The organism is Rahnella sp. CJA17(1/100), from assembly GCF_963881615.1.
In the GTDB taxonomy this organism is placed as follows: domain Bacteria; phylum Pseudomonadota; class Gammaproteobacteria; order Enterobacterales; family Enterobacteriaceae; genus Rahnella; species Rahnella aceris.
The window spans coordinates 1-26,138 of record NZ_CAWOJA010000083.1; the positions used below are offsets into that span (position 1 = coordinate 1).

At 52.8% G+C, this 26,138-nt stretch carries 22 protein-coding genes; 7 read left to right on the forward strand and 15 right to left on the reverse strand.

The window, feature by feature from the left end; genetic code table 11:
* The 6 genes from AACU55_RS23415 to AACU55_RS23440 all read left to right on the forward strand — a co-directional run.
* A partial coding sequence (locus tag AACU55_RS23415) for a hypothetical protein (RefSeq protein WP_205960138.1) occupies positions 1–188 on the forward strand: 188 nt, incomplete at its 5' end.
* 249 nt (positions 189–437) lie between these two features.
* On the forward strand, positions 438–1,889 hold the full coding sequence (locus AACU55_RS23420) for a circularly permuted type 2 ATP-grasp protein (RefSeq protein WP_013577183.1): 1,452 nt from the start codon (positions 438–440) through the stop codon (positions 1,887–1,889).
* Positions 1,883–2,824, forward strand: coding sequence for an alpha-E domain-containing protein (locus AACU55_RS23425; protein ID WP_013577184.1), 942 nt, complete (start codon positions 1,883–1,885; stop codon positions 2,822–2,824). The genes AACU55_RS23420 and AACU55_RS23425 overlap by 7 nt, the downstream gene beginning before the upstream one ends.
* The gene (locus AACU55_RS23430; protein WP_013577185.1) at positions 2,824–3,618 is read left to right on the forward strand and encodes a transglutaminase family protein; all 795 of its coding nucleotides are present in this window, start codon (positions 2,824–2,826) and stop codon (positions 3,616–3,618) included. The genes AACU55_RS23425 and AACU55_RS23430 overlap by 1 nt, the downstream gene beginning before the upstream one ends.
* 26 nt (positions 3,619–3,644) lie before the next feature.
* A complete protein-coding gene (locus tag AACU55_RS23435; protein ID WP_013577186.1) occupies positions 3,645–4,376 on the forward strand; it encodes a proteasome-type protease in 732 nt (243 codons plus the stop codon).
* Between the two features lie 99 nt (positions 4,377–4,475).
* Positions 4,476–5,507: a LacI family DNA-binding transcriptional regulator gene (locus tag AACU55_RS23440; protein WP_134706227.1), complete on the forward strand. Its 1,032-nt coding sequence runs from the start codon at positions 4,476–4,478 to the stop codon at positions 5,505–5,507.
* Between the two features lie 45 nt (positions 5,508–5,552).
* On the opposite strand, the gene AACU55_RS23445 is transcribed toward AACU55_RS23440, so the two are convergent.
* From AACU55_RS23445 to uxaC, 15 genes are all read right to left on the reverse strand, one after another.
* Positions 5,553–6,563, reverse strand: coding sequence for an OmpG family monomeric porin (locus AACU55_RS23445; RefSeq protein WP_134706228.1), 1,011 nt, complete (start codon positions 6,561–6,563; stop codon positions 5,553–5,555).
* A 99-nt stretch (positions 6,564–6,662) separates the two neighbouring features.
* Complete coding sequence (locus tag AACU55_RS23450) at positions 6,663–7,751, reverse strand: ABC transporter ATP-binding protein (RefSeq protein ID WP_134706229.1); 1,089 nt, start codon at positions 7,749–7,751, stop codon at positions 6,663–6,665.
* A 9-nt stretch (positions 7,752–7,760) separates the two neighbouring features.
* On the reverse strand, positions 7,761–8,444 hold the full coding sequence (gene pgmB, locus AACU55_RS23455; RefSeq protein WP_037035087.1) for a beta-phosphoglucomutase: 684 nt from the start codon (positions 8,442–8,444) through the stop codon (positions 7,761–7,763).
* The gene (locus AACU55_RS23460) at positions 8,434–10,680 is read right to left on the reverse strand and encodes a glycoside hydrolase family 65 protein (protein ID WP_134706230.1); all 2,247 of its coding nucleotides are present in this window, start codon (positions 10,678–10,680) and stop codon (positions 8,434–8,436) included. Before AACU55_RS23460 ends, pgmB begins: the two co-directional genes overlap by 11 nt.
* Positions 10,677–11,735 (reverse strand): Gfo/Idh/MocA family protein, encoded by a 1,059-nt coding sequence (locus tag AACU55_RS23465; protein WP_119262130.1) that lies wholly within the window; start codon positions 11,733–11,735, stop codon positions 10,677–10,679. Before AACU55_RS23465 ends, AACU55_RS23460 begins: the two co-directional genes overlap by 4 nt.
* A 15-nt stretch (positions 11,736–11,750) precedes the next feature.
* Positions 11,751–12,542, reverse strand: a complete 792-nt coding sequence (locus AACU55_RS23470; RefSeq protein ID WP_015690503.1) for a sugar phosphate isomerase/epimerase family protein — start codon at positions 12,540–12,542, stop codon at positions 11,751–11,753.
* 12 nt (positions 12,543–12,554) lie between these two features.
* On the reverse strand, positions 12,555–13,607 hold the full coding sequence (locus AACU55_RS23475) for a zinc-dependent alcohol dehydrogenase (protein ID WP_013577194.1): 1,053 nt from the start codon (positions 13,605–13,607) through the stop codon (positions 12,555–12,557).
* Positions 13,608–13,650: 43 nt separating this feature from the next.
* Positions 13,651–14,496: a carbohydrate ABC transporter permease gene (locus AACU55_RS23480; protein WP_013577195.1), complete on the reverse strand. Its 846-nt coding sequence runs from the start codon at positions 14,494–14,496 to the stop codon at positions 13,651–13,653.
* On the reverse strand, positions 14,483–15,364 hold the full coding sequence (locus AACU55_RS23485; RefSeq protein ID WP_013577196.1) for a carbohydrate ABC transporter permease: 882 nt from the start codon (positions 15,362–15,364) through the stop codon (positions 14,483–14,485). The genes AACU55_RS23480 and AACU55_RS23485 overlap by 14 nt, the downstream gene beginning before the upstream one ends.
* 30 nt (positions 15,365–15,394) lie before the next feature.
* Entirely contained in the window at positions 15,395–16,687 is a 1,293-nt protein-coding gene (locus AACU55_RS23490) for an ABC transporter substrate-binding protein (protein WP_205960139.1), read from the reverse strand.
* 106 nt (positions 16,688–16,793) lie between these two features.
* On the reverse strand, positions 16,794–18,473 hold the full coding sequence (locus AACU55_RS23495; protein WP_134706232.1) for an alpha-amylase family glycosyl hydrolase: 1,680 nt from the start codon (positions 18,471–18,473) through the stop codon (positions 16,794–16,796).
* Between the two features lie 194 nt (positions 18,474–18,667).
* Entirely contained in the window at positions 18,668–19,222 is a 555-nt protein-coding gene (locus AACU55_RS23500) for a YgjV family protein (protein ID WP_013577199.1), read from the reverse strand.
* 96 nt (positions 19,223–19,318) lie between these two features.
* Positions 19,319–20,809 carry a UxaA family hydrolase gene (locus AACU55_RS23505; RefSeq protein WP_037035079.1) on the reverse strand — a complete coding sequence of 497 codons (1,491 nt, stop codon included), beginning with the start codon at positions 20,807–20,809 and terminating at the stop codon, positions 19,319–19,321.
* A 10-nt stretch (positions 20,810–20,819) separates the two neighbouring features.
* Positions 20,820–22,271, reverse strand: coding sequence for a tagaturonate reductase (locus AACU55_RS23510; protein WP_013577201.1), 1,452 nt, complete (start codon positions 22,269–22,271; stop codon positions 20,820–20,822).
* A 156-nt stretch (positions 22,272–22,427) separates the two neighbouring features.
* A complete protein-coding gene (gene uxaC / locus AACU55_RS23515; RefSeq protein ID WP_134706233.1) occupies positions 22,428–23,840 on the reverse strand; it encodes a glucuronate isomerase in 1,413 nt (470 codons plus the stop codon).
* 972 nt (positions 23,841–24,812) lie between these two features.
* Between uxaC and AACU55_RS23520 the strand changes: the two genes are divergently transcribed.
* Complete coding sequence (locus AACU55_RS23520; RefSeq protein ID WP_013577203.1) at positions 24,813–26,105, forward strand: MFS transporter; 1,293 nt, start codon at positions 24,813–24,815, stop codon at positions 26,103–26,105.
* Positions 26,106–26,138 lie beyond the last annotated feature (33 nt).

The window sequence follows — 26,138 nt, forward strand, 5'->3', positions numbered from 1 at the left end:
GGGCTGTTCCAGATATCGAGAGAATAGCGGGAAAGTGTGTTCATTCCGGTCCCTGGCTGACATGTGAAAAGCATCCTGCTTTTCGGGGTGTGAGGAAACTGTATTCACATGGTGAAATTGTGGGAATTTTGTATCAGGATCCGGAGAATGCGAATGTGATGATGCACAGAAATACTAAACATAATTAATGTATCCATAAGTTTTTTTGTTGTTTTCATATCATCAATGGCGATTGCCTCATTAACGATCATACTTACAGTAACCTGATCATTTCTGCCCTCTTTTCACTCAACTTGAAAGCGCGCTGCACCCGAACAGGGCAGACCGGCCCCTTTTCACCTGATTTTCAGCCCGTTTTGCACGCTGGCACACTTTATGCCTGATCTTCATTGTTATTGAACGATTCAATTGCAGCCTGTCCAGTTTGTGAGGTGATGATGATCAAGATTGACCTTTCCGATTCACCCTTTTTTGATGAAATGTTGATGGCTGAAGGCAAACACCGCAGCCATTATCAGGCCTACTGGCAGTGGTTGCAGCAAGCCGATCAACAGGCAGTCCAGCGCAAAAAAGAGGAAGCTGCGCTGTTGTTTCACCGGGTGGGGATTACCTTTAATGTTTATGGCGAAGATGATGGCGCGGAACGGCTGATCCCGTTCGACAGCGTGCCACGCATTATTCCGGCCAGCGAATGGCAGATGCTTGATCGCGGGATCCGTCAGCGGGTTCAGGCGCTTAATGCTTTTCTGCATGATATTTATCATGACCAGAAGATCCTCAAGGCAGGGATCGTGCCCGCCGAACAGGTGCTGGCCAACGATCAGTATCAGCCCTGCATGCAGGGCATCGATCTTCACCGTGATACCTACGCCCACATTGCCGGAACCGACATGGTGCGGGGAGGCGATGGCGAATACTACGTACTGGAAGACAACCTGCGCACGCCGTCCGGTGTGTCTTACATGATGGAAAACCGCAAAATGATGATGCGGTTATATCCCGAATTGTTTGCCGAGCAGCGTATCGCGCCGGTTTCCCGCTACCCTTCCCACTTACTGCAAACCCTGCGCGAAAGCACCACCGTCAACGATCCGACCGTCGTGGTACTGACGCCCGGCCGCTTTAACAGTGCCTATTTCGAGCACAGTTTCCTCGCACAACAAATGGGCGTTGAACTGGTAGAAAGTGTCGATCTGTTCGTGAAAGACGGCGCGGTGTTTATGCGCACCACCGCCGGACCGTGCAAGATTGACGTGATCTACCGGCGTATCGACGACGCCTTCCTCGATCCGCTGGCGTTCCGCGCCGATTCCATGCTCGGGGTTCCCGGCCTGCTGTCGGTGTATCGATCCGGTGGTGTGGTGCTGGCGAATGCGATCGGTACCGGCGTGGCGGATGATAAATCGATCTACCCGTATGTACCGGAGATGATCCGTTACTACCTGGCGGAAGATCCGATCCTCAATAACGTGCCGACGTGGCAATGCCGCAAGGAAAGCGATCTGTCTTTCGTGCTGGCCAACCTGGAAAAAATGGTGGTGAAAGAGGTTCATGGCGCAGGCGGTTACGGCATGCTGATTGGGCCGACGGCCAGCAAGGCAGAAATTGAACGCTTCCGCGAATTACTGCGCATCCGCCCGGAAAACTACATCGCGCAGGAAACGCTGGCGCTTTCCACCTGCCCGACCTTTGTCGGTAACGGGCTGGCGCCGCGTCATATCGACCTGCGGCCATTTGCGCTGACCGGCGCCGAAATTCGTCTGGTACCGGGCGGATTAACCCGCGTAGCGCTGGAAGAAGGCTCGCTGGTAGTGAATTCATCTCAGGGCGGCGGGACCAAAGATACCTGGGTGCTGGAAGAAAATCCGACGGAGGATGACGCATGCTAAGCAGAACAGCCAGCGAACTGTACTGGATGGCGCGTTATCTGGAACGCGCCGAGAATATTGCACGCCTGCTGGACGTGACCAATAAGCTGTCGATGATGTCGATCCGTGACGTCAACGCACGCGATGAAAACAATGATTTACTGGTACCGCTGACCATGACCGGTACGCGGACACTGTTCAACGAGCACTATCCGCAGGAGTCGATGGGTAATCTGCTCAACTTCTTCGCTCTGGACAGCTTCAACCACAGCAGCATTTTCAGTTGCCTGCAAATGGCCTGGAACAATGCGCATGCGGTGCGCGGCAGTCTTTCTTCTGAAGTCTGGGAAAGCATCAATGCCACCTGGATAGAGATGAAACTGATCCGCCGTCAGGGCGTCGGTTCTGCCGGTGCAGACGCTTTCTTCGACTGGGTCAAGGAGCGCTCACATCTGTTCCGCGGTGCGATGTTCGGCACATTACTGCGCAGTGATGCACTGAACTTTATCCGCCTCGGCACCATGCTTGAGCGGGCGGACAGCACCGCCCGCCTGCTGGATGCCAAAAATCAGTTACTGAATGCTGATGAAGATCCGGTGCGCGAGTACTACCGGATGGACACGCTGCTGCGTGCGGTCAGCGCCCGCGAAGCGTTCCACACGCTTTATAAGCAGCAACTTAGCCAGAAACGTATTGCCGAGCTGCTGATACTGCGCCGCGAGTTACCGCGTTCTCTGCTTTCCTGTGTCGAAATCATGGCCGAACAGCTGGAGGAAATCGGCGGCAGCGCAGGCAATTTGCCACGCCGCCGTGTCCATACCCTTCATGCTCAGCTTCGCTTCACCGAAATGGACGAGATTGTTGAGATGGGTCTCAGCCCCTGGTTGATGCAGTTTCTGGATCAGACCAATGCCATCGCTGAGAGCATTCATCAAACCTATCTGGAGGCCCAATAATGAAACTGAATGTCACACATCAGACGCATTACAGCTATGCGCAACAGGTTAAACACAGCACGCAATATCTGCGCCTCACACCGCAGGACTCCAGCCATCAGAAGATTTTGTCGTGGGATCTGACCTTGCCGGAATATGCCACCCGCACGCTGGATGCCTATGGCAATGTGCTGCATGTCCTGACGCTCGATCAACCCCATCAGGCGATCACCATTGAAGCCAACGGCGTGGTCGAGATTGAAGACAATACGGAAGACGATAATTGCGGGCATCTCTCGCCGCTGGTGTTTTTGCGCACCAGCCCGCTGACCCTGGCCGATGGCGCGATCCGCGATTTCGCCAGCCGTTATTACCGGCCGCAGGCACAGCATGAAAGTCTGTGCAGCCTGATGGGTGAACTGCTGTTGAAAATGCCTTACAACCCCGGCAGCACCACGGTGAAAGACAGCGCCTCACAAGCCTTTTCAGCACAAACCGGCGTATGTCAGGACCACACACACGTTTTCCTGGCCTGCTGCCGCAGCCTGGGCATTCCGGCGCGTTATGTCAGCGGCTATCTTTACTCGGAAGACTCGGCGCATGTGGCCATGCATGCGTGGGCGGAAGCCTGGCTGGATGACCGCTGGCAGAGCTTCGATGTCACCAATAACACCTGTAAACCGAATCAGCATTTGAAACTGGCTATCGGCATAGATTATCTTGATGCATGCCCGGTCCGCGGTATCCGGTTAGGGGGAGGAAGCGAAGACATGCGCACTGTCGCGGCCGTTGCCATACTCGACGTTCCGCAATGATCCTGAATACCTGAGGAAACCTTTTTATGACTTACTGTGTGGCCATGCGCTTGTCCTCTGGCCTGGTGTTTGTTTCAGATTCACGCACCAATGCCGGAGTGGACCATATTTCCACCTTCCGTAAACTGCATGTTTTTCATCAAAGCGATGAACGCGTGCTGGTGATCCAGAGTGCCGGAAATCTGGCGACCACACAGAGCATTATCAGTCTGCTGCATCGTCGCTGCGCAGACGATGAGCGGGAAAACCTGCTGAACGTGAAGTCGCTTTACGATGCCGCCAGCCTGCTGGGTGAAACGGTGCGTGAAGTGATTGCACGGGACAGCGGTGCAAATCAGGGGGGCAATACAGATTTCAGCTGCAATCTGTTGCTCGGCGGACAGATTAAAGGTGAGGGCCAGCGGCTGTTCCACATTTATCCGCAGGGGAATTTCATCGAAGCCACGCACGACACGCCGTATTTCCAGATTGGTGAGAGTAAGTACGGTAAGCCGATTATCGATCGCGTACTGAGCTACGACACCGCGTTGGATCAGGCGATGCAATGTGCGCTGATTTCGATGGACTCCACATTGCGCAGTAATCTTTCCGTCGGCCTGCCGCTGGATGTGATGACCTATCCGACAGACAGCTTCAGCGCCGCGCAACAGCACCGGATCACCGAAACACACCCGTATTTCGACATGATCCGCAAAGGCTGGGGCGAAGGCCTGCTGAGCATTTTTGCGCAGTTGCCGCCGCTGAAATTAGACGAGTAATAATCCGCCACATCAGGTCTGGGGAAAATGGACAACCTCAGACCTGCCCCGTATTATCAATATCCCGTCCTTAATACGGATATTTGAGGTGCATATATTGTGGCAGTCACTATTTATGATATTGCCCGTCTGGCAAAAGTGTCCAAATCTACCGTTTCCAGAGTTATTACCAACCAAACCAATATTTCGCCAGATGCCCGTGAGCGCGTGCTGGATGCTATCCGCACGCTGAATTATCAGCCAAGCAAACTGGCGCGGGCGCTGACATCCAAAGGTTTTGATGCGATTTTAGTGATATCCACCCGTTCGACCAAAACAACCGCCGGGAACCCTTTCTTCTCCGAAATATTGCAATCCATTGCGCTGAGAGCGGAAGAAGAGGGTTTTGACGTTATTTTGCAGACGTCCAAAAATAGCGAAGAAGATCTGCAAAAGTGTGTCGCCAAAATAACGGAAAAAATGGTGAAAGGCGTGATAATGCTCAGTTCACCCGCCGATGAATATATTCTGGAACAGTTAGATAATTATCAGGTTCCTGTGGTGGTGATTGGCAATATTGAAGGAACATATCAGCACGTCTTTTCCGTCGATACCGATAATTTTCAGGACAGTTACCGGCTGACAGAACATCTTATTTCGCTCGGTCACCAGGATATTGCCTGCCTGCACGCGCCGCTGGATTATCACGTTTCCATTGACCGCCTTGCCGGTTATAAACGCGCCATGCAGGATGCCGGTCTGACTGCGCAACCGGGCCTGATGATTGACGGCGGTTATACCACCGAAAGCGCTTATCTGGCGGCGACGACATTGCTGCAAAAGGCGCATCCGCCGACGGCCGTTTTCGCCACGGATGCCGTGAAAGTCATGAGCATTTACCGCGCGGCCCATGAACAGAAAAAGATCATTCCCGACGAAATGTCCATCACCGGTTACAGCAGCGACAATATTTCGCCGATCCTTTCTCCGGGGCTGACCGGCATTGAAATTCCTATCCGCGAATTAGGCTGGCAGGGTTGCGGTGTGCTGTTCGATAAAATTTTCGATCGTCCCGGCGCGCATTCCCGCACGCTGGTGCCGACACAGCTGGTGGTGAATCATTCCGCCATAGAAATCACTGCCGGAAAATAAGAAAACCCAACCGGAAAACAGCTTCCGGTTGGGTGATGAGAGGCATCAGAAAGAATAGGTGACACCGACACCGGTATAATGGAATTTGGTCTTCGCATTGGCGCTGGCATCGGTATTATCGTGCAACTGCAATTCGTAGGCATATTCCAGTGAGATGGCAAAACCGTTGGGTAAAGGCTGATTGATTAACAACCCGAATCGCGTATCGGTTTCTCCTTCGCGTTCTCCGCGATCATCATTGTAATAATAGGTATCCAGCGTCCGGCGGGCATAAGGCGTCAGCACAGTTTTCCCGCTGGAGAAAAGATCGAAGCTCACCGGCAAATAGATACGCGCTTCCTGTTTAGCGAATTCCCCGCGCTGGCTGTCACCGGTATTCCATCCGCGATCTAAATAATAACTGACCTGCATCGCGACATCGTCGGTGAAACTGTATTTCAAACCGGTTTCACCTTCAAACTCTTTATTCAGATAACCGTTGTCGTCCATACTGTTATAATAATTATACAACGCCATCCAGCCGTTATATTTCAACGCAGGACTAAGCGACACCGACCAGTCTGGCTGAATGGTATAACGCTGGGTATTATAAGAATTGCCCTCTTTCTTTTTATCTTCATTATATTGCCACTGATAGTTCCTGAAACCGAGCATCAGCCCCAGCGCATAATCTGCGTTATCCACAAACTGATAATGCATATCGAATTCGACCTGATTAAACCAGTCACTTCGGGTATCTTCGGAGTAATCGACGTTATGGTCTTCCTGATAAAATGCGCCGTAGAAGTTCCACTTTCCTTTGCTGAAGTTAACAAATACCGTCGGTTCATAAGCGCCGTCTTTATCGCCCTGACCTTCTGTGTTCTCTGTTTCCTGCATGGCGCCGATCTGCACCTTCCAGGGTTCAGCAGGTAACGCAACGTTACCGATCGGTACCGGCGTCAGCATTGCCGGTGAATTATGATCTTCATTTTTATTTACGCTTTCGCTCTCAGCGGAAAAAGCCGACGAGCAGACTGTGCCGCATAATAATGCGGCAGCCACTTTCATTTTCATTATAATAATTCCTTTTACAGTAGGGACAGATGGATATTAAAACAACGGATAACCTCTTTTAAAATTCGTGTTATTTATACACGTTAGTAACATAACTTATTAATGCGCGGTAATGACTTCCTCAGTTTCACAATCAAAGAAATGACATTTATTCATATCAAAGCACAGGGATAATAATTGTCCGGCCTGATAATCAGTATTAGCGTTTGAACGGCAGACAAATTCATGACCGCCAATCGAGCAATACAACATAAATTCTGCACCGGTCAGTTCAGCCACCGTAATTCGCGCGTCAAAATGTGCGTTCTGCTGCTCTGCACCGGCGATATCTTCAGGACGGATCCCGAGTATCAGCGGTTTACGTTGATAACCCCGTGCATTCAATATCGTCAGTTTGTCTTCAGGCACCGGAATATGCAGACTTTCCGTCACGAAAAAGTTGCCATCCAGCGCACCACGGATAAAGTTCATCGCAGGTGATCCAATAAAACCGGCCACAAACATATTTTGTGGATGGTTATAGACCGTTTTAGGCGCGCCAACCTGCTGGATAATGCCGTCTTTCATCACCACAATCCGCGTCGCCATGGTCATAGCTTCGGTCTGATCATGGGTGACATAAATCATCGTCGTATTGAGTTTATGGTGCAGCTTGCTGATTTCGGCCCGCATCTGTACCCGCAGTTTGGCATCGAGGTTCGACAGCGGTTCGTCCATCAGAAAGACTTTGGCATCACGCACAATCGCGCGCCCGAGCGCGACGCGCTGACGCTGGCCGCCGGATAACGCCCCCGGACGTCGCGCCAGATACTCATTCAGCCCGAGGATCTGGGCCGCATACTCCACGCGCTGACTGATTTCCTCCGGCGCAATCTTTCTCAGTTTCAGGCCAAACGCCATGTTGTCGTACACGGACATATGCGGATAAAGCGCATAGTTCTGAAATACCATCGCTATCTCGCGATCTTTCGGTGCGACGTCGTTCATGCGCACGCCGTCGATCAGCAGGTCGCCGGAAGAAATTTCCTCCAGCCCGGCGATCATACGCAGGGTGGTAGATTTTCCGCAGCCGGATGGCCCGACAAACACGATAAATTCTTTATCCGCGATCTCCAGATTGAAATCCTTCACCACGTGAACCTGTTTGTCGTAAATTTTCTGAATGTGTTGCAGTGAAATCTGAGCCATAATTTTTCCTTAAATATCAGCCTGATGGTGCAACCATTGTTGCCTGATAACCGCCCACGACAGCCCGTCGGTAGAATCCAGACGGTGATTTGCCCCTTCCAGCGTGGCGCCAATGCCAATTGAGAAAATGCCTCCGGCACGTAATGCATCAATCCCCGCCTGCGCATCCTCTATCCCTGCGGCATGCTGCGGCGCGATATTCAGCGCCTCGCAAACGTTGAGGAAAATTTCCGGATGCGGTTTGGAATGCGTGATCCGGCGGGCGTCCGCGACATAATCGAAAGCCTGCTCCAGTCCTAACGCCCTGAGCACCTGCGGGGCATTTTGTGAAACGGAAGCCAGACCGGTGAGCACGCCCTGTTCACGCAACGTATGCAGCAATTCACTGATCCCCGGCAAAATGTCCGCCGTGGTCAGCCCGGCGAGTAATCCGACATAATCGGCATTTTTCTCCGCCGCCATTGCGTCACATTCTGCCTGCGTAAAAGTTCCGGTTTTTCCGCCCACAGCGAGGATCTTCAACAGCGATTCCTGACGACTGACGCCCTTCAGTTGCTCATTAAACGCAGCATCGATGGGGATCCCGATACGCTGCGCCAGTCGTTGCCAGGCCATAAAATGCAGGTGCGCGGTATCGACCACCACACCATCGAGGTCAAAAATAACGGCACGCGGCAGGGGTTCAGTTTTCATCATGAGATCCTTTCAGAATGAGGCTTTCCGTAAATGTGTGAGAGATGCCGTTGATCCAGACCGTCAGCGGCTGAGCATTCGTTTTGCTGAGGGTAAATTGCCGGGGTTCAAGCGACACCGTCAGGCGCGTTCCACGCCAGCAAAGGGGAAACTGTAACCGCGTCCAGCCCTGCGGCAGCGAGGGCCGGAAATGCAGTTCGCCTGACTGATAATCCAGCCCCGCAAACCCCATCAGCGCCCCCGTCCAGATAGCGGCCGTGGCGGCCGCATGAATACCGTCGTCCGAAGAGTGAGGTTCTTCGCCCAAATCGATGCGGCACGCCTCGCGGTAAAACTGCAATGCCTGTGCGACCTTCCCGGTCCGGGCGGCAACAATCGCATGCACCGATTTACTCAGCGAAGAGTCGTGAATCGTACGCGGTTCATAAAAACTGAGACTGGCAGCCTGGCATTGTGGCGTGAACTGTGCGGGCAGCAGTTGCATGAGCATGACCACATCGGCCTGTTTCAGAATCTGCATCTCGTTGATTTCCGCACGGGAATAATCCAGCAAAATGGCCTGTGTGCCCTGCCGGGATTTATAGGCTGTCAGGTCGCATTGCGGTTTGCTGAGGAAGGAATCATCCTGCGCGATCACGCCCTGCACATCGGGCTGCGGCAGATACAGGTGCGTCAGAAAATCTTCCGCCTGCGCGAAGAATGCGGCGTCCTCATGATTAAATTCATGCAGATACCGGCAGGCCTCCCGGACGTTGTACTGCGCCATATAATTGGTAAACGCATTATTATCAACATGTTCTGTGTATTCATCCGGCCCGATGACGTTGAGAATTACCAGCCGGTCGCCACGCCGTTCAGCGCGGCTCATCCAGAACCGTGCGGTTTCTTTCAGCAGCGCCAGTCCCATTTGTTGCATAAATTCCGTGTCGAGCGTGGCCTGGAAATAGCCCACCGTGGCATAGGCGATATCCGCCACCAGATGATGTTCTGCCAGCGCCGATGCCACCCGTTGCCGCTGACCGGTACGGATATTGATCGCGGCAAATTCAGGCGTTTCCTCTTCGCCGCTGAACGCGCTTTCCCACGGAAACAGTGCGCCCTGATAACCGTTCTGCCGGGCTTTGTCCTGCGCCTGCGCCAGATGCAGATAGCGGTATTCCAGCAGTTTTCGCGCCTGTTCAGACGCATTCAGCAGGGCAAAAGGCAGGATAAATATTTCGGTATCCCAGAAAACATGCCCTTTATAGCCTTCGCCGGTCAGCCCTTTCGCCGCCACGCTGGCGCGTGCGTCATGCGCCGGGATCATCAGCTTCAGGTGATACAGTGCAAAATCCAGTGCACGTTGATCCTGGGGATCATCTGACGCCACACAGACCCGTGATGCCTGCCAGTAATGCTGCCAGTGGCGGGTATTTTCCATCAGCAGGTGTCCGTAACCTTGCTGCGCGTGTGCCAGCAGGGCCTTCAGGCAGCGTGCTGCGAAGGTGTTTTCTGGCAGGAAATCTGCATCGAGCGACGTGGCAATCCAGCTGAATTTCTCCAGCGTCACCGCTTCACCGGCAGATAACGGCAGGCTGATGTGTTGCAGTAACTGGCGGTTTTTCGACGAAAAACTGCTGCTGGCGCGGGCGGGAAACAGGCACTGGCTGGTGATGATCGCCTGCTGCTGGCCGTCTGTGGTCTGATAACCGCCTTGTAAAACGTTTTGATCGAAAACCCGCACTGAACATTCATTCAGATGCTGTCTGCCGCTGTTGGTGAGCGTTGCATCAATGCCGGTGCTCACGCACAAATGTGCATCCGCATCCAGCGCGGTGACAGTTAAACGGCTCGCCACCAGCGCCAGCGGAGAAAGCGCCACAAAACGACGGGTTTCGATTTTGAACCGCTGACCGGCGGGCGACTGCCAGACCAGTTCGCGATACAGCTCACCGTTCATGGTGCGCAGTTCACGCTGATAGGACACCAGCGTGCCGGAAAGCAGCGATAAACTCTCGCCGTCCAGCTCAATGCGCATACCAATAATATCCGGCAGATTCACCAGTTCGGTGACTTCGGTCGTATTTGCACGGTGATAAAAACCCGCGACAAACATGCCCCGCTGTTGATCGGTATAGGCTTCTTCGTGACAGCCACGGATACCAATCCGGCCATTACCGCAGGTATGCAGGCTGCCGTACTTATTCAGGCGATGTGGTGAAAACGGTGCTTCGGGCAGGATCTGAGGCTGAATCATAGATACACGCTCTCCCCCGACTCTGCCGACTGATAGACAGCCGCCACCAGTTGCTGGATCCGGTATCCCTGTTCCGCATCTGCCAGACTCACCGTTTCCCCGCGAACCGCCGCCACAAACGCCTGAACGCTGCGCACATGGCGCTGATCGTCGGCAACCTCCCGGTGGAATAACCTCACCAGTTCGCCCTTTTCATCGGTATACACCTGGGCAGGAAACAGTGTGGCACCGGCCTTATCACCGCAAAACTCAACGTTCATCACCGATTGCGGCTGAATATTCAGCGCAAACGCCGTTTCCAGACGCAACAACCCGCCGTTGCAGAACTCAATCGCGGCAAATACTGAATCTTCCACGCTGTATTTCTGCGGATCCCAGCTTCCGAACTGCCCTTCACTTTTGCGGTTACCGATTTTCTGAAACATCTGCGCGGTGACTTTGCGCACCGCCGGAAAGCCGAGCACGTACATGGCGGCATCCAGCATATGAATGCCGATGTCGATCAGCGGTCCGCCGCCGGACTGCGTTTTATCCGTGAAATTGCCCCAGCCGGGCACGCCGCAGCGGCGCAGGGCGCGCGCGGTGGTGACATAAACCTCACCCAGTTCTCCCGCGGCGACTTTCTGGCGTAAAATGCGCGCATCTTCGGCGAAACGGTGATGAAAGTCATAGGCCAGAATCCGGCCAGCCTGTTCCGCCGCCTGCCACATTTCCAGCGCCTGCGCGGCGGTCATGGCAGGCGGTTTTTCACAGAACACATGACAGCCGTGCTGCAATGCCGTGATCACTTGCTGATGATGGAAAAGGTTGGGCGTACAGATGCTGACGATGTCGGGCCGTTCAGCCTCCAGCATCTCTTCCAGTGAGGTAAAGGCACGGGCGATACCGTTGCGCCCGGCAAATGCCTGAGCGCGCGCCGTATCGCAATCCACCACCGCGACCAGTTCAAGCCCCGGAAGCTGGCGGTAACAGGCCACATGGACCTTTTCCGCCACCTGACCCGCCCCCACCAGCGCCACTTTCAGCGTTCCTGCCGGTTTCGTTATAAATTCCATTTCGCGGCCTGTCAGTCAGAGTAAATTGCGAAGATAGGTCAGTGAATCCTGATAAGCCTGGGTCGGATTTTCTGCCCGCACGCGGCATTCGTAGACGATATAGCCGTCGTAGCCATCTTCTTTGAGTTGCTGAAATGCGCGGCCAAAATCAATACTGCCGCTGCCCGGCTGGTAACGATGATTGTCAGCAATATGTACGTGGCCGAGCAGATCGCGTTGCTGATGGAACGCAGCGCTGAGGCAATCCTCCTCAATGCTCATATGGTAAAAATCGCCGATGATTTTGACGTGCTCAAGCGCGCCCTCTTCGATATAACGGCGTGCCTCCGCCAGCGTGTTTATCATGTGATCCTGATAACGGTTCAGCGGCTCCAGATACACCGTTGTGCCGGTGCGTCTGGCGACATTTTCCAGCTCCCGCAAGGATGCGCTGACCGCCAGACGGTCGCCCGCCTGACTGCGCGGTGAGGTCATCGGCGGCAGACGGTAGGTAAACATTCCCCAGGCGGCGGGCACGATAATCCCTTTACCGCCGACCTGCGAAAGGGCTTCCAGAATCGCAGTGATTTGCTGCAATCCGTTCAGACGGCGCTCCTCGATGAAATCACCGATCCACCCCTCATAGCCACCGCAGGCGGTAATCACTGGCAGGCCAGTTTGGGCGATAGCGGCTTTCACTTCGTCGAGATGATTTACCAGCAATTTGCCGTCAATTTCAAAACCGTCGAAACCCATTGCCTTGATAAATTTGAATTTCTCCAGAATATTTTCCGGGAAAAATGCCTGATTTTGTGTACCGATTTTCATGTCTAAGTCCTTTTAGAAAGTGATGCCGAGCTTGATGCTCTGATCAGGATGCTGATCGACGTATTTCATGTAGCTCTCCGCGCTGTTGCTGAACGTGACCACCGGATCGATCAGGTCTTCGCAGTTCAGGTAGCCGTTCATCAGCAGTTCCCAGCAGGAGTCTTCGATGCGTTTACGGCTCCAGCGGGGATAATCGGGATTGGGTTCGCTGCATGCGCGGGAAAAGACGATTTTGGCATTGTTAAAGTGGGCTTCCCGCCCGAGGTTAAAGCCTTCGGCAAAGGGTTTGGCAAAGGCGACGTAAGAAATTGTGCCGCCGTAAGCGATACCCCGCAGCGCCGCCTGCAATGCCTGGGCATTGCCGCTGGTTTCGATGATCACGTCAGCCCCCTGTTTGCCGGTGAGTTTTTTGATCTCCAGCCCGATGTCAGTACCGATCGGGTTAAACACGGCATCCGCGCCGTTTTTCAGCGCAATTTCCCCGCGTTTTTCCAGCGGATCGACGCCAATCACGATGCTGGCACCGGCCTTTTTCGCCAGTTGCACAGCGATTTGACCGATCGCCCCCAGCCCGACAATCACCACGAAATCGCCGACACGGACATTGCCGTCACGCACACCACTCATGGCGAACTGCGCCGGGTCATAACAGACGGCGTTTTTCCATGAGGCACCGGCGGGCATTTTGCGCAATTTGTAATTGTTCACGGCGTTGACGATCACCGTTTCGCTCAGCGGTCCGTAAGTACAGACATCATCGCCCAGCGCGTAATCCGTCACCTCGCAGCCCTTTTCGCAAACGGTGCCCACGACCATGTTGCCGAGCTGGAATTCGCCGAACACGATACCGCGCGGCGCATCCGCCGGACGGGGGACAAACATGCCCCATTCAGCCGAAAACTCCTCGTCGATAAACGGGCTGACGCCGCGAAAATCTACCACTTCGGTGCCGTGTTTCGGTGCGCCAAATTTCACGCGAATTTTGACTTCATACGCTGCGACCGGGCGGTCCTCATAATCCATCAGTTCAGCCACACGCGGCTGGGTTGCGACCAGTTTTTTCATCGGATATTCCTTCATCTTTAATCAGTCAATATGCGTTTTAACGTCAGCCTTTAACGCCGCCGTCAGTAAGATTGCCTTTGATAAACCGCTCCGAAAGCGCGTACATCAGGACAACCGGCAGGGCGGTCACCAGTGAGGCGGCCATCATTCTTCCCCAGACATAATCCGGTGTGCTGAACAACGTGTTCAGGCCGACAGGCAGGGTGAAATTGGCAGAGCTGGAGAGGAAAATGGAGGCGAAGAGATAGTCATTCCACGCCACCATAAAGCAGTACACAAACACCGAAATGATGCCGGAGATCGCCAGCGGCACGGTGATGTAGAAAATGATTTGCAGCCGGTTGAGGCCGTCCATCATCGCCGCTTCTTCAATGTCGTGAGGAATGGTGTCGAAGTAACTTTTCAGCATAAACACGGCCGTCGGCAAGGTCTGAACCACCATGGTGATCACCAGCGCGGTAGTGGTGTCATACAGGCCCAGCGCCGAAATAATCTTGAACAGCGGCACCACCAGCAAAATGCCGGAAAACATGTAGACGGTATAAAAGCTGGCGTTGATGGTGACGCGCCCTTTAAAACGCAGCCGTGACAACGCATAAGCGCCCAGGATGCCGAAGAACACAGCGATCACGGACGCCAGTACCGACACGGTCAGGCTGTTTTTGAAGTAACTGAGGAACGGGAAAATCTGCGGATTAAAAATATCCACGTAATGATGGAAATCCCACTCCTGCGGGAACAGCGTCGGATGGCGGGAAATCGCCTCTTTACTGCTTTTGAACGAGGTCATCAGCATGATGAAAAAAGGAAATAACATCGCGCCAAGGAAAATCAGCAGGCTGGCATAAAAGCCCGCTTTGCGCAGGATCTTGCGGTTAGTTGCTGCCATTGATATTCACCCGTTTTCTGGCAAGAAGGATCACGATAAAGATCAGGGCAAACAGCACCATGGATATGGCGGCGGCTTTACCTAAATCGTTAAAGGCGAAGGCGGTTTTATAGAGATACACACCCAGAATATTGACCTTGTTGGTCAGCAGGTAGACGTCGGCAAACATGTAGAACATCCAGATCGCACGCAGCGTGACCACCGTTGCCAGTACCGGCATAATGGCGGGCAGCGTGACGATGCGGAATTTCTGCCAGGCATTGGCGCCATCCATGCCTGCGGCTTCGTACAGGGATTTATCGACGGTCTGCAAAATCGCCAGAAACGAAATAAAGGCGTAGGGGAAATAACGCCAGATGGCGAACAACACCACCAGCACGAAGCTGCTGACCGGATTGTCGAACCACAGTGGGGCATCGCTGAACAGGTGCAGCATGTCAGCACCAATCACATTCACAATGCCGTAGCCGTTGTTGAACATGTATTTCCAGGCAAATACCAGCGAAATGGAAGGCGTGACATAGGACAAAATCACCAGCGAACGCGCCGTTTTGCGAAAGCGGAACTCACGGTTAAAAAACAACGCGACGCCCAACCCCAGCCCGGTACTGCCCGCGACGACCAGTGCGGTGTACCAGAACGTCACCCACAACGAGTGATAAAAGCCCGGATCGCTGAGAATGCTGATGTAGTTATCCAGCCCGACAAACCGGTTATCAAGACGCGGATTCAGCGGGATTTGCAGAAAGCTGATCTGGATATTCGACAACATCGGATACGCCACCAGCAGCCCCAGCAAAAAGATGCTGGGGGCGAGCAGAAGCAGCGCAAAACGACCGTCAGAATGGTTAAATTTACGTGATTTCATGATCTTCCCTGAGAATTCAGGCTCCTCCGTTTAGCGTTTTTGCATCAATGCTTCGATACGCTTTTGCCCTTCCGCCAGTGACTGCTGCGGATCCTTCTTCCCGACGGTCACGCCATTGAGCATTTCGCTGAGCACGGCAGAGCCTGTGATATCGCCCATTGCTGCGAAGTTTTTCTCCCCGACGGAACCGAACACCTGCACGTTGGCAAACTCGTTCACCAGCATTTGCGGCAGCGTGCCAAATGCCTTGATCACCGGATTGTTTTGCCAGGTGGCATTACCGGTCACGCCTTGGGTCACCGGCAATGCGGCACCCGGCGACATCAGCACCCAGGCTGTCGCGTTATCCGGTTTTTCGAGGAAGCTCACCCACCGTTCGGCGGCCTCACGTTCAGGCGTATCCAGGCCGTTGGAGATGGTCAGTGAGGTGATGGTGCCGTAAACGGCTTTGGATTTTTCAGTCGGCACGGCAAAACCAAGGTCACCGGCTTTGCCTTCGCTGTACACCGCAGGAAGAATATAAGTGGAGTAAATCGCCATCGGCACCGTGCCGTTCATAAAGGCGTCTTTGATTTCCATGACGTCATTGGAACCGGGCATCGAGAAGGTGGCGAGCTGACGGTAATAATCCAGCGCCTGCTGCATTTCCGGCGTGTTAACCGTGATTTGCCCCTGAGCATTCAATACGTTGGCATCGTTGGAAAGCGCAAACTGCGAGAAAGCCTGTTCGGTCAGAACACTTTCGGCGGTCGGTAACGCAATGCCGTATTTTTTCCGCGCGGGCTGATTAAATGCCGTGGCAATGCGGGTGACATCCTGCCAGTTTTGCGGCGCAGAGAATCCGGCGTCAGCCAGTTGTGATTTGTTGTACCAGATCCCCTGTATCCAGCCGTGGATCGGTACGCCGGTGTAATTCTCGCCTTCTTCCGTGCGCACGATGCGCAATACGCCGGGATAAAACTGATCAGCACCTATGGCGTCGATCACCTGCCTGATGGCATCGCGGTCGATCAGCTGTTCCTGATCCATCACTTTGGCGTAATCGTGACTGACTTCAATCACGGCTGGCAGTGCACCGGTACGGGCCAGCGTAATCACTTTGGTGTTGTAGGCATCTTCTTCCACCGGCACCGGTTTAATGGTGATCTGCGGATTTTCCTGTTCAAATTTCGCGATCAGCTGATTAATGACCACCTGACGTTCCTGCTCGACCGAAGAATGCATAAACTCAATGGTGACCTGTCTCTCTTTGGCGTCCTCACAGGCCGATAAACATAATGCGGATAATAATAACGGAGTTATAAGGATATATTTTCTTTTCATTTTTATATTCATGAACATCTCCTTTGCTAATTTATAGCCAGCCGAAATCACTGGCCTGTGAAATATCACACCCTTTAAATACAAAAAAAATAACGGAACATCTTAATTAATGGCGTAACCAGATATACTGATAAGGCTTTAATGTTATTTCCCCGTCACATTTCAGTGAATAATTAGAAGGTAAGACCTGATAATTCCCCGAAGGGAGCGTTACCTGAATATTGTTAGCGGAAAGGTTAAACAGACACACTATTTCCTGGTTTCCCTGCCCCCGGATAAAGGCAAACACACTTTCATGACATTCTATGACCCGCATCGGCGCGGAAGGATGAAATGCCGTCTGTTCAGTTCGGCAGATAATTAATTTTTTCAGCTCACCAAATACCCGCGCACGTAATGAATCAGGTTCAGATAATATCTGTCCAATTTCCGTGACATCATATTTCTGCCGGTTAATTGCCCGGTTATATCCGGCGTTCTCAACCCCCTGAATATCGTTACGCGAACCCAGGATACTTTGGATATACACCGCAGGAACACCGGGGAATGCCAGCAAAATAGCGTGCGCCAGCATGAAGCGTTGCAGACGGATATCGTCGTCGTCCGACTGCCGGTTCAGCGCATCCATATAGGTGACGTTGACTTCATACGGGCTGGTGCTGCCATCCGGATTATTTTTATACGACACCCTCGCGCCTTCCTGTTGCAGCGCATCCACCAGCCTGAGGATCTCTGATTCCGGCAGTAATCCGCGCAGCGGGTTCAGGCCAATGCCATCATGCGAAGCAAGAAAATTAAAGAAGGTGGTGGCGGATGTGCAGGCATCCAGACCGGCGGCCCAACGTTTCAGCGTTTCACCGTTTTCACTGTGAATGGCATGCAGAACCAGCGGTGGCAGCGGGAACTGATAGACCATCTGCGCCTCATCAAACCCGTTACCAAAGTAACTGATGTTGTCCTGATGCGGCACATTGGTTTCGGTAATAATCACAGTACCGGGTGAAACATACTCCACCACGGCGCGGAATAGCTTCACCAGTAAATGTGTTTTGGGCAGATGAATACAGGAGGTGCCGGGTTCCTTCCACATGTAACCCACAGCATCAAGACGCACATATTCAGCGCCTTCCGACAGGTATTTCAGTAACACGTCCAGCATGTCGCGCAGTACGTCAGGGTGCGCAAAATTCAGGTCGATCTGATCCGCGCTGAAGGTGGTCCAGACATGACGGGTTTCGCCATTTTCACAGCGGAAAGGTGTTAACAGCGGCGATCTGCGGGGACGGGTCACGGCAGATAAATCACTATTTTCGTTCAGGCTAATAAAATAGTTTTCATATTTCGGATTGCCCGCCAGATATTGTTTAAACCATTCACTGCTCGCGGAAATATGATTACAGACATAATCAAACATCAGCCGTGAAGACTGGCCAAGCTTACGGATATCTTTCCAGTTCCCCGCCAGTGGATTGACCTGCTGATAATCAATCACCGAGAAACCATCATCCGACGAATAAGGATAAAACGGCAGAAGGTGAACAATATTAAAAACATCCGCCAGATGCTGCTGATAAAAACTATCGAATACTGAAAGTGTTTTTTCTGCTTTGTTCGTGAACTGATCTGCATAGGTGATCAATACCACATCTTTTTCATCCCATCCCTGTTTGGCCGTATAGGTAATCTGATTTCTGGCAACCTCAATGCGTGTAATCAGATCATCTAAGAATACCGCTGACAATTTCCCTGCATATATCTGTTTCAGTAATCCCTGAATAGCGTCCATGATTTTCCTTTTTCCCTTTCCCTTTTTGTGGGACCGCTCCCACGGAATCGGAAATTACTCCTGCGTCCGGAGGTTGTCAACGAGGCAAACAGGCGGAAAGAATCAATAGAGGGAGAAACGGGGAATTATTATTGCAATCTGTGAGCAGATTCAAAATAAGCGGGGTACGCGAATGAAGGACAAAAAAGCAGGGACTATCCCTGCTCATCCATCTTCTGCACTAGCTTCTTCTCGACCTCAAATGGATCGATACCACGCAATTGCAGGCGGCGGAAGCGAATGATATTAAAACCGTTCATGACCAGAAAACTGCCTTCGATAAGTGAACCGCCAATCGAGCCAAGCCAGATGTTGTGTGCCACCCAGCAGCAGGTTGAGCACCACATAATGCAGCGGGTTGTCAGCCCGCTGGTGCGGAACAGCGCCCAGGTACTGACAACTGTCGCGCCGACCGGTAAGAGTTCCATCCAGTGATGGGCGCGGCTTAGCCCCAGTACCAGGGTCAGGACGATGAAAATTACCATAATCAACTGGTTACGGGTACGCAGGGAAATCAGTGTGCGCAGAGAATTCAGTAAGGCGCTCATGCCAGCGGGCGCGGCACCCATCATCAGAAAATGCACGCCGATAATGGCGCTGTAGGCAGAAAGCTGTTGTTTGAAACGGCGGTCGCTGCGGTTGAAAAACATCGTGATGCCGACCATGAAGGCCACAACACCAACTGACTGGGCAAACCAGTAATACGTCATTTGTCAGGAGTCTCATACGTGGGGGTCTTGCGCTGCAAAAGCAAACGGCGTTCCATAACTGAAACGCCGTTTCATCCTAACGATAAACCTGACCGGTTACAATGTGACACCGCTTTTAAAAATGGCTAATTCGCGGAAATCATTGAGTTCGTTTTTGGCTTTGCGGCCATCGGCGATCGCCACGATCAGATCCACAAATTCACCCAGCAACTGATCCATACTGACATCGTGGATCAGGCGTCCGGCATCGAAATCGATCCAGTGCGGTTTTTTCGTGGCCAGTTCACTGTTGGTTGCCAGTTTCACCGTCGGCACAAAACCGCCGTAAGGCGTGCCGCGTCCGGTACTGAACAGCACCATATGACAGCCCGCACCTGCCAGCGCACTGGTGGCGACGGCGTCGTTACCCGGCGCACTCAGCAGGTTCAGCCCCGGCGTAGTCAGACGTTCGCCGTATTTCAGCACATCCATTACCGGGCTTTGGCCAGCTTTTTGTGTACAGCCCAGCGATTTTTCTTCCAGCGTAGTGATACCACCGGCTTTGTTACCCGGAGACGGGTTCTCGTAAATCGGCTGATTATGTTCGATGAAGTACTGTTTGAAATCATTCACCATGTGAACGGTTTTCTCAAACGTACTTTCATCACGACAACGGCTCATCAGAATACGTTCTGCGCCAAACATTTCAGGCACTTCGGTCAGCACGGAAGTGCCGCCGTTGGCGATCACGTAGTCGGAGAAACGCCCCAGCAACGGGTTAGCGGTGATGCCCGATAAACCATCAGAGCCACCACATTCCAGACCGAATTTCAGTTCGCTGAGTTTACCGGCAACGCGTTTATCGTCACGCATTACAGCATACAGTTCGCGCAGGCGTTCCAGACCGGCTTCCACTTCGTCGTCGAACTTTTGCAGCGTCATGAAACGCACGCGCTCTTCGTCCACTTCGCCCAGCGTTTCACGGAACACGTCCACCTGATTGTTTTCACAACCAAGGCCGATCACCAGCACCGCACCCGCATTCGGATGGCGTACCATATTTTGCAGCATAGTACGGGTGTTCACATGATCGTCACCCAGTTGCGAACAACCGAACGGATGCGTGAACAGGTAAACGCCGTCGGTCCCTTCCGCGTCATTGGTTTCTTTCAGGAAACGTGTCTGGATCTGGCGGGCTATCCCGTTGACGCAACCAACGGTCGGGATCAACCACAGCTCGTTACGGATCCCCACCTGACCATTTTTACGACGGAAGATCTGCACATCGCGATCCGCCATCTGTTCCGGCAGGCTGGCGAAATCCGGCTGATACTGGTATTCGTCCAGATCACTCAGGTTAGTTTTGCCGTTTTGCGAATGAATATGCACACCCGGCTCAATCGCCGTCAGCGCATGCCCGATCGGCAGGCCGTATTTAACAATGTTCTCCCCCGCCGCAATCTGGCGAAGGGCAAACTTGTGGCCACGGGCAACCGGCTGAGCCAACACGACGGTGTGACCGCCTGCTTCGACCTGCTCGCCCGCGTCGATATCGCGCAACGCGACGGCGACGTTATCAGCGGTATGAATTTGAATGATACTTTGCATAGTTGCTCTCTTAGCTGTAAGCCGCCAACGCGTCACGCATGCCAAGGTCTTCAATCGACTGCAATTGCTCGGTCACTTTTGCAGTCAGACCCGGCACGGTATTCAGGTCACGTCCCCAGTGTTCTTCATCCGCCAGCACAGTTTCGACCAGCCCGGCCAACGGCAGGCTGCCATTACGCACGTTACCCCACAATTCGGAGAAACGGCTCAACCAGTGTGCATCGTCCTGCAGCGGATAAATTTCACCGTTACGTTCACCACGGTAAAACGCCAGCAAGGCTGCCAGTGCAAAGGTCAGGCGCGGAGGCAGAAGCTGATTCTTTTCCTGGCTCGCCAGCAGTTGCGGCAGAATGCGGGTGCGGTATTTGGTCATACCGTTCAGGGCAATCGACAGCAGCTGATGCTGAATGAACGGGTTGCGGAAACGGCTGAGTACCGCCTGGGCAAAGGACGTCAGTTCATCCTGTGGCAAATCCAGCACCGGCGAGATTTCCTCGGCGATCGCCAGTTCGACAAAGCGGCTGATTTGCGCATCATTCATGGATTCGCCAACGGTGTTCAGCCCTGACAGGAAGGCCACCGGCACCAGCGCGGTGTGTGCGCCGTTAAGGATCGCCACTTTGCGTTCTTTATACGGTTTGATGTCGTCAACCAGACGGATATTCAGCGGCAGCTTGTCCAGACGCAGTTCCTGCGCGAGACTTTTTGGCCCCTGAATGACGAATAAATAGAAGTGTTCGGCACTGTCGAAGAAGCTGTCCTGATAACCCAGTTCTTCCTGCAGGCTGTCGACTTCACTGCGCGGATAACCGGTAACGATGCGGTCAACCAGCGTTGAGCAGAAGGTGTTGCTGTTTTTCAGCCACTGGGTGAATGCCGCTGGCAATGCCCAAAGTTGTGCGTAACGCAGCACCAGTTCCTGCAACGCTTCACCGTTGTAGTCGATCAGTTCGCATGGCAGCAGAACCCAGCCTTTATCAGCCGCGCCGGAGAAATGGTTGAAACGCTCGAACAGCAACCGGGTCAGTTTAGCCGGGAAGCTGGCCGGAGGCGTATCGTCCGGACGGTCGCTTTCAACATAGCTGATACCGGCTTCGGTCGTGTTAGAAAACACGAAGCGGATATTCGGGTCACGGGCCAGCGCCAGGTATTCATCAAACTGATGATAGATATTAATTTCGCGGTTAACGGAGCGGATGATCCGGGTATCACGCACCGTTTCCCCCTGCTCGTTCAGACCGCTGATGATGGTGGTGTACAGACCATCCTGCGTGCTGAGTGAAGGCGGAAAGTCAGTGTCAATCGGACGAACAACCACGATCCCGGCATCCAGATCGGTATGTTCATTCAGCAGGTCGATTTGCCAGTCGACAAACGCCCGCAGGAAATTACCTTCACCGAATTGAATAATTTTGTCCGGATGTTGACGGCCAGGGAAGTCACGGCGATTTAACCTTTGCATCTCACATTCACCTTAATTTGCTCAGACTCCGGTCTTTGAGGGCGGGAAAATTGCCCTATGGCCGTCGTTATCTGTTGGGATAGTTGTTTGTTATTTCAATGTTTATTTCAGGAGCGCAGGAACCTGCGCTCCGTTGTGCTACTCAGTTCAAGCCGATCAGTTCAGTTCAATCTGGAAATACTGTTTCGCGTTATCGAAGCAGATGTTTTTCACCATGCTGCCCAGCAGTTCGATGTCTGCCGGTGCTTCGCCCTCTTCCACCCAGCGACCAATCATCTGGCACAGAATGCGACGGAAATATTCATGACGCGTATAGGACAGGAAACTGCGGCTGTCAGTCAGCATGCCGACGAAACGGCTGAGTAAGCCGAGGTTGGCGAGCTGTGTCATCTGACGTTGCATGCCGTCTTTCTGGTCGTTAAACCACCAGCCGGAACCGAACTGCATTTTGCCCGGCATCCCTTCACCCTGGAAGTTACCGACCATGGTGCCGATCACTTCGTTATCACGCGGGTTCAGGCAGTACAGAATGGTTTTTGGCAGGCCACCGGCCAGACCTTGCGCGCCCAGCAGTTTGGACAGCGGCTCGGCCAGTGGCTGGTCGTTAATGGAGTCGAAACCAACGTCTGCGCCAATCAGCTGGAACATACGGGTGTTGTTATTACGCAGCGCGCCAATGTGATACTGCTGTACCCATTCACGACGTTGATATTCAGAAGCCAGATACAGCAGAACGCCGGTTTTGAACTGAGCAATTTCTTGCGCAGTTGGCGTTTCACCGCTCAGACGACGGGACAAAATGCCGTCCAGCGTCGCGTCATCCGCTTCGCCGTAAACCACTACATCCAGCGCGTGGTCTGACACTTTGCAACCGTGCGCCGCAAAGTGATCCATACGTTTTTTCAGGGCATCACGCAGATCGCTGAAACGGGTAATGGAGACATCCGCCGCGGCTTCGAGTTTCTTCATGTAATCCACGAAGGTTGCCGCTTCGATGTTGAAGGCTTTATCCGGGCGCCAGCTTGGCAGCACTTTGACATCAAAGCTGGAATCTTGTGCCACCGCTTTATGATGTTCCAGAGAATCGATCGGGTCATCGGTAGTGCCGACCATTTTCACGTTCATCTGTTTCATGATGCCGCGGGCAGAGAATGCATCCTGCGCCAGCAATTCATTACCGCGTTCCCAGATTTCGCCCGCGGTAGACGGGGAAAGCAGTTTACCGGTGATGCCAAACGGACGGCGCAGCTCAAGGTGCGTCCAGTGGTACAGCGGGTTACCGATCGTGTGGGGAACCGTTGCAGCCCAGGCGTCAAATTTCTCGCGGTCGCTGGCATCGCCGGTACACATCCGCTCAGGCACACCGTTGGTACGCATTGCGCGCCATTTGTAGTGATCGCCTTTCAGCCAAATGTCATACAGGTTTTTGAATTTATAATCCCGCGCAATCAGCTCAGGTGGCAAATGGCAGTGGTAGTCAAAAATTGGCTCATCTTTCGCGTAGTCGTGATACAGGCGACGTGCGAATTCTGTGTCGAGAAGGAAGTCTTCCGTTAAAAACTGCGCCATCTTAGGTTCCTCATCATGAATTCTGTAGAGTTGTCACTCAATGGTGCGAAGTTATCACACCAATTTAAGCTATCGTCCAGTACTTTTTAATGCACCAAAGCCATTAAAATGACTGATTTCATTCCAAAAAAACAAACTAATTCTCTGTAAAATAATGACTTTAGCGTCATCAGCTGCTGGTGCTTATTATCCTCACAATTAGAGTGTCATTTTGTGATGTCACTCAAACTTTAAATCTGTATGACAAGTTATTTCGTACCAAATGTGACAAAACCTAAAAAGTGCGCGCCGGCTTGCGGACATTCAACCGGGCTTCGGCCTCATTATCTCTCTTCCCACGCCAGCAGGGCTTATGTAATCCATTTGCCCTTCAGGCGGCCTGTACCCGGTCAATTTTTACCAGATAACAGTGTTCATTAACTGTTCACGATAAATGTGATCATTTCGTGAAGTTGTCACACCAATTACGTTTCATTTTTCAGGCTGTCATTGTTAAGCATTGACAGAAAAGTGTGAACCGGATCAATCAAAATACAGTTTTCATTGTAAAATCAAGTAAATAACCGTGAAGTTAAAAAAGTTAAGTAACCACACAATATAAATGTGGTTTTGTGATGTCATTCAAATTTTAAATCTGTATGACAAGTTATCTTTGCATCGCCCGGACAAGAGCGTCAGAGATTACCTGCCACGTCCTTTCGCTGTTGTCCGGGCAAAACACTTCCCGGGTGCAGTCAGCCCCATGGCGAAGCAGTAATTCTGGTGTTCAGGACGTTCATCGGACCCTTACGCACAGATAACAATAACGCAGTGCGTAATAACACGGGCAGCTCCCAGTGAAATCATCTGGCGGCAACGTTCCCGAAAACACTTTAAGGAAAGCCAGAACCCCCACGCTTGTTCAGGTGGTGCGAAATACGCCCTGACAGCCTGATGTTGTCATCGCCGGATTATTTACTGGGAGAGAGTTAAATGGGTAAGATTAAAGGGTTACGCTGGTACATGATCGCCCTGGTCACCTGCGGCACTGTATTAGGTTATTTGACACGTAACGCCATTGCGGCTGCAGCGCCAACGCTGATGAGCCAGTTAAACATCACCACACAGCAATATTCCTATATTATCGCCGCCTATTCCGCCTGCTACACCCTGATGCAGCCGGTCGCCGGTTACGTTCTCGACGTCATGGGCACCAAAGTCGGTTACGCGATGTTCGCTATTATGTGGGCCATCTTCTGTATGGCGACGGCGCTGGCAAGTAGCTGGGGTGGCCTGGCCATCGCCCGCGGTGCAGTCGGTATGGCAGAAGCGGCCATGATCCCTGCCGGCCTCAAAGCCAGCAGCGAATGGTTCCCGGCAAAAGAACGTTCTATTGCCGTCGGTTACTTCAACGTGGGTTCATCTATTGGCGGCATGATTGCGCCTCCGCTGGTCGTCTGGTGCATCGTGATGCATAGCTGGCAACTGGCCTTCATCATTACCGGCGTACTGAGCCTGATCTGGGCACTGAGCTGGCTGGTGTTCTATAAGCACCCTAAAGATCAGAAGAAACTCAGCGCTGAAGAACGCACCTACATTCTGGAAGGTCAGGAAGCACAGCATCAGACCAACAACGGCAAGAAAATGTCTGCCTGGCAGATCCTGCGTAACCGTCAGTTCTGGGGCATCGCGCTGCCACGTTTCCTGGCTGAACCCGCCTGGGGAACATTCAATGCCTGGATCCCGCTGTTCATGTTCAAAGTGTATGGTTTCAATCTGAAAGAAATCGCCATGTTTGCCTGGATGCCGATGCTGTTTGCCGACCTCGGCTGTATCCTGGGCGGCTATCTGCCACCGTTATTCCAGAAGTACTTCAAAGTTAATCTGATCGTTTCCCGTAAAATGGTTGTCACCATGGGGGCGGTTCTGATGATTGGCCCTGGCATGATCGGTTTGTTCACCAGCCCTTACGCCGCTATTGCGTTGTTATGTGTCGGTGGTTTTGCTCACCAGTCACTGTCCGGAGCGCTGATCACTCTGTCATCTGATGTGTTCGGTCGTAACGAAGTGGCTACCGCCAACGGTCTGACCGGTATGGCGGCCTGGATGGCAAGTACCATGTTTGCACTGGTGGTCGGGGCGCTGGCCGATACCATCGGTTTCAGCCCGCTGTTCGCCGCCCTTGCCGTGTTCGATCTGCTCGGCGCCATCATTATCTGGACAGTCCTGCAGAACCGTTCTGCAGTAGAACCTGTCCCGGCTCCGCTAAAAACCGCGAAAGCCTAAACGTCTGTTCGTCAGCCCGGTAACTCTCTTTAC